Origin of the sequence: Methylobacterium gregans (assembly GCF_022179245.1) — a bacterium.
GTDB lineage: Bacteria > Pseudomonadota > Alphaproteobacteria > Rhizobiales > Beijerinckiaceae > Methylobacterium > Methylobacterium gregans.
This window is the reverse complement of the sequence record NZ_BPQM01000186.1, coordinates 1-4,981: the sequence shown is the minus strand read 5'-3', so window position 1 is coordinate 4,981 and position 4,981 is coordinate 1. Positions and strand designations below refer to the sequence as shown.

Below are 4,981 nucleotides of genomic sequence, written 5' to 3'. Positions count from 1 at the left end.
CGAACTCGGCCCCGGCGACGTGCTGGTGGTGGCCGGCAAGGGCCATGAAACCGGCCAGATCGTGGGCGATCGCACCCTCCCGTTCTCGGACCACGATGTGGTCCGGGCCGCGATCGCCGACGCGTAGGGCGACCCCGCACCCCGGACGGCTCGCGGCCGGCCTCGCACCGGGATCCCGCGGGTTTCGACGGTTTTGCACCGGGTATCCCGACGGGATGTCGGCGGGTTTCCGGGCGCCTTTGCGGCGCACCGGTCAACGATTTGGATACGGCATGACGGATCTCTGGACCCCGCAAGCCCTGGAGGCCGCCACCGGCGGGCGGCTCGTCGGCACGGCCCGCCCGATCGGCGGCGCCTCGATCGACACCCGCACGCTCCAGCCGGGCGACCTGTTCTTCGCGATCCGGGGCGAGGCCCGCGACGGGCACGATTTCGTCGCCGGCGCGCTGGAGAAGGGCGCGGGCGCCGCGGTCGTCGCGGCCGCGCGGGCGGAGGAATTTTCCCAGTCGGGGCCGGTACTTGGCGTGCCGGGCGAGGGCGTCGACCCGGTTCTGGACGCCATGAGGGCGATCGGCCGGGCGGCCCGCGCCCGCACGGACGCCCAGGTCGTCGCCGTCACCGGTTCCGTCGGCAAGACCGGCACCAAGGAGGCGCTGCGCCACGTGCTCGCGGCGCAGGGGCCGACCCACGCCTCAGTCGCCTCCTACAACAACCACTGGGGCGTGCCCCTGACCCTCGCGCGAATGCCCGCGGAGACGCGCTACGGCGTGTTCGAGATCGGCATGAACCACGCCCACGAGATCCTGCCGCTGACCGCCCAGGTCCGGCCGGACGTGGCGCTGATCACGACGGTCGAGCCCGTCCATATCGAGCACTTCCCCTCGCTCGCGGCCATCGCGGACGCCAAGGGCGAGATTTTTTCCGGGCTGAAGCCCGGCGGCGTCGCGGTGATCAACCGCGACAACCCGAACTATCCCCGCCTCCTCGCCCACGCCCAGGCCTCGCCCGCCGGCCGGGTGATCACCTTCGGCGAGCACGAATCCGCCGACGTGCGGGCGCTGCGGATCGTCCTGCGGCCCGACCTCTCGGTGGTCGATGCCGTGGTGATGGGCCAGCCCGTCACCTACCAGCTCGGCACCGCCGGCCGGCACACCGCCATGAACTCGCTCGGCGTGCTGGCGGTGATCCACGCGCTCGGGGCCGACCTCGCGGAGGCGGCCCTCGCCCTGGCGCGGCTCAGCCCTCCGGTCGGCCGCGGCGCCCGCACCGCCCTGCACCTGCCCGGCGGCGAGGCCTGGCTCGTGGACGAGAGCTACAACGCCAACCCCGCCTCGGCCCGCGCCGCACTGGCAACGCTCGCCGGGATCGAGACCGGCCCGCGCGGACGCCGCATCGCGGTGCTGGGCGACATGCTGGAGCTGGGCCCCACCAGCGAGGCGCAGCACCGCGGTCTCTCCGAAGCGGTCGAGGCCCACGGCATCGACCTCGTCTTCACCGCCGGCACCCGCATGGGCCACCTGTTCGAGGCGCTGCCGGTGAGCCGCCGCGGCATCGCGGCCTCCGCCTCCGACGACCTCGTCGAGCCGCTGGCCAAGCTCCTGCGGCCGGGCGACGCCCTGATGGTCAAGGGCTCGAACAGCATGCGCATGGGCCGGATTGTCGAGGCGCTGAAAGCCCGCTACGCGGACGCCGCGGCGCAGCGCGATGCGTCCCGCACCGCCACACCCTGAGGGCGCCGCTTCCCTCACCTGATCCCATCCCGGGCCGGCCAAGGGGCCGCCCCCTCCCTTCCGGAACGAGCGGGCTCGGCTGAACCGATGCTGTATCTCCTGTCGGACCTGAGCGGCACGCTCTCGGCCCTCAACGTCTTCCGCTACATCACCTTCCGGACGGGGGGCGCGCTGTTCACGGCGGGCCTGTTCGTGTTCTGGTTCGGGCCCTGGATCATCTCGCTGCTGCGCCTGCGCCAGGGCAAGGGCCAGCCGATCCGCGAGGACGGGCCGCAGACCCACCTGCTGACCAAGCGCGGCACCCCCACCATGGGCGGCCTGATGATCCTGGCGGGCGCCGTCGTCGCCATCCTGCTCTGGGCGAACCCGCGCAGTCATTACGTCTGGGTGACGCTGATGGTGACGCTGGGCTTCGGCGCAATCGGCTTCTACGACGACTACCTCAAGGTCACGAAGCAGTCGCACAAGGGCTTCTCCGGCCGCTCCCGCCTGCTGCTGGAGGCGCTCATCGCGGGCGTGGCCTGCGCGGCGATCTCATACTATTCGCCGGCCCCGCTGCAGAACCAGCTCGCCTTCCCGGTCTTCAAGGACGCGCTGCTCAATCTCGGCTGGTTCTACGTCCTGTTCGGCGCCTTCGTGATCGTCGGTGCGGGCAACTCGGTGAACATGACCGACGGCCTCGACGGTCTCGCCATCGTGCCGGTGATGATCGCCTGCGGCACCTTCGGGGTGATCGCCTACCTCGTCGGCAACTCCTTCACGGCGAGCTACCTGCAGGTGAACTACGTGCGCGACACGGGCGAACTCGCCGTGGTCTGCGGCGCCGTGATCGGGGCGGGGCTCGGCTTCCTCTGGTTCAACGCGCCGCCCGCGCAGATCTTCATGGGCGACACGGGCTCGCTGGCGCTCGGCGGCCTGCTCGGCGTCATCGCGGTGGCCACGAAGCACGAGATCGTGCTGGCAATCGTCGGCGGCCTGTTCGTGCTGGAGATGATGTCGGTGATCATCCAGGTCGCCTCGTTCAAGCTCACCGGCAAGCGCGTCTTCCGCATGGCGCCGATCCACCACCATTTCGAGCAGAAGGGCTGGAAGGAGGCGCAGGTCGTCATCCGCTTCTGGATCATCGCGGTGATCCTGGCGCTGGCCGGCCTCGCCACGCTGAAGCTGCGCTAGAGCTAGGCCGAGCGCTCTTCCCTCGGCCGCCGGCCGGGGGCTAGGAGAGGCGGCCGCGCCCGGTGCGCGGCCGATCGTGAGGTGCCGCGCGTATGACCCCCATCACCACCTTCGCGGAGCGTTCCGTGGCCCTGTTCGGCCTCGGCGGCTCGGGGCTCGCCACGGCGCAGGCCCTGAAGGCGGGCGGCGCCCGCGTGCTGGCCTGGGACGACAACCCGGAGAGCGTCGCCCGCGCGCAAGGCGCGGAGATCGAGACCGCGAACCTGCGCGACATCGACTGGTCAGACATCGCCGCCCTCGTCCTGGCGCCCGGCGTGCCGCTGACGCACCCGGCGCCCCACTGGAGCGTCGGGCTGGCTCACGGCGCGGGCGTCGAGATCATCGGCGACATCGAGCTGTTCTGTCGCGAGCGGGCGAGGATCGCGCCCGAGGCGCCCTTCGTCGCCATCACGGGCACCAACGGCAAGTCGACCACGACGGCGCTGATCGCCCATATCCTGCGCGAGGCCGGCCGCGACGTGCAGATGGGCGGCAATATCGGCACGGCGATCCTCTCCCTGGAACCGCCCGCGGCGGACCGGATCCACGTGATCGAGCTGTCCTCGTTCCAGATCGACCTGACGCCCTCGCTGGCGCCGAGCGTCGGGGTGCTCCTCAACATCACCCCGGACCACCTCGACCGGCACGGCACGCTGGAGCAGTACGCCGCCATCAAGGAGCGGCTGATCCAGGGCGCCGGCCTCGCGATCGTCGGCATCGACGACCGGCCGAGCCGCGAGATCGCCGAGCGCCGGGGGGACCGACTGGTCCGGGTCCATGTCCCGGCCCATCCGCCGCGTGAGGTCGCCCTGCCGGCCGACGCGCTGATCGGCCGGGACGCGGCCGTCTACGAGGCCGGCGGTGACCGGCTCGCCGACATCTCCGGCATCGGCTCCCTGCGGGGAGCCCACAACTGGCAGAACGCCGCGGTCGCGGTGGCGGTGGCGCGCGCGCTCGGCATCTCCGCCGACGCGATCCAGGCCGGTCTCGCCTCGTTCCCGGGCCTGCCGCACCGGATGGAGGAGGTCGCCCGGCGCGGGCGCGTGCTCTTCGTCAATGATTCGAAGGCCACCAACGCGGACTCGACCGAGAAGGCGCTCACCGCGTTCCGGGACATCCACTGGATCCTCGGCGGCAAGGCGAAAGACGGCGGCATCTTCCCACTGGTGCCGTATTTCGAGCGGATCGCGCACGCCTACCTGATCGGCGCGGCCACCGACGCCTTCGCGGCGACGCTGGAGGGCGCGGTGCCCTACACCCGCTGCGAGACCCTGGAGGCCGCGGTGCCCGCCGCCGCCGCGGGGGCGGAGGCCTCGGGCGCGCCGGAGCCCGTGGTGCTGCTCTCCCCGGCCTGCGCCTCCTACGACCAGTTCCGCTCCTTCGAGCAGCGCGGCGACCGCTTCCGGGATCTGGTGCGGGCGCTGCCCTGAGCCGCCGCTTTCCGCCAAACGGAGGCAGGCGATCGCGTAAGGACGGTTCGGTTCGCTCTCGCGTCATTCCGGGGCGCCGAAGGCGAGCCCGGTATGACGTGGTGAGAGCGGGTATCGTCACAGGCGATCGCCCGCCCGAGGAGGGGCGGGAGACGCGGCGGTTCAAAAGCAAGCTGCGAGGGCGGGATCGTCCGCGCCGGAGGGAACCGCCCCTTACCGCGCCAGCACCTTCGCGGCGTCCCGCGTGGTGTTCACCGCCGCCGAGACCTGATCCACCGCCGCGGCGATCGAGCCGATGCTGCCGGTGATCGAGGTGACGGCACCGGACGCGCTCTGCATGTTCTCGGCGAGGTCGCGGGTCACCGCGCTCTGCTCCTCGATGGCGGCGGCGGTGGCCACCACGGTCTCGCGCATCACCGAGACCGAGCCGCGGATCGAGCCGAGCGCCCCCACCACCTCGTGCGAGACCGCCTGCACGTTGCTGATCTCGGTGTTGATCTGCTCCGTCGCCCGCGCGGCCTGGTCGGCGAGCGCCTTCACCTCGGAGGCCACGACCGCGAAGCCGCGTCCCGCCTCGCCCGCGCGGGCCGCCTCGATCGTGGCGTTGAG

The 4,981-nt window shown here is 72.0% G+C and carries 4 protein-coding genes; 3 read left to right on the top strand and 1 reads right to left on the bottom strand.

The features are described 5' to 3' along the window. The first annotated feature begins 272 nt into the window (after positions 1-272). The 3 genes from MFF54_RS26915 to murD all read left to right on the top strand — a co-directional run bounded on the left by MFF54_RS26915 (position 273) and on the right by murD (position 4,372). Positions 273-1,730 carry a UDP-N-acetylmuramoylalanyl-D-glutamyl-2,6-diaminopimelate--D-alanyl-D-alanine ligase gene (locus MFF54_RS26915; RefSeq protein WP_238307255.1) on the top strand — a complete coding sequence of 486 codons (1,458 nt, stop codon included), beginning with the start codon at positions 273-275 and terminating at the stop codon, positions 1,728-1,730. 87 nt (positions 1,731-1,817) lie between these two features. Further along, entirely contained in the window at positions 1,818-2,903 is a 1,086-nt protein-coding gene (gene mraY / locus MFF54_RS26910; protein ID WP_238307254.1) for a phospho-N-acetylmuramoyl-pentapeptide-transferase, read from the top strand. Positions 2,904-2,995: 92 nt separating this feature from the next. Continuing rightward, positions 2,996-4,372: a UDP-N-acetylmuramoyl-L-alanine--D-glutamate ligase gene (murD, locus tag MFF54_RS26905; protein WP_238307253.1), complete on the top strand. Its 1,377-nt coding sequence runs from the start codon at positions 2,996-2,998 to the stop codon at positions 4,370-4,372. Positions 4,373-4,585: 213 nt separating this feature from the next. On the opposite strand, the gene MFF54_RS26900 is transcribed toward murD, so the two are convergent. Beyond that, a partial coding sequence (locus MFF54_RS26900) for a methyl-accepting chemotaxis protein (protein ID WP_238307252.1) occupies positions 4,586-4,981 on the bottom strand: 396 nt, incomplete at its 5' end.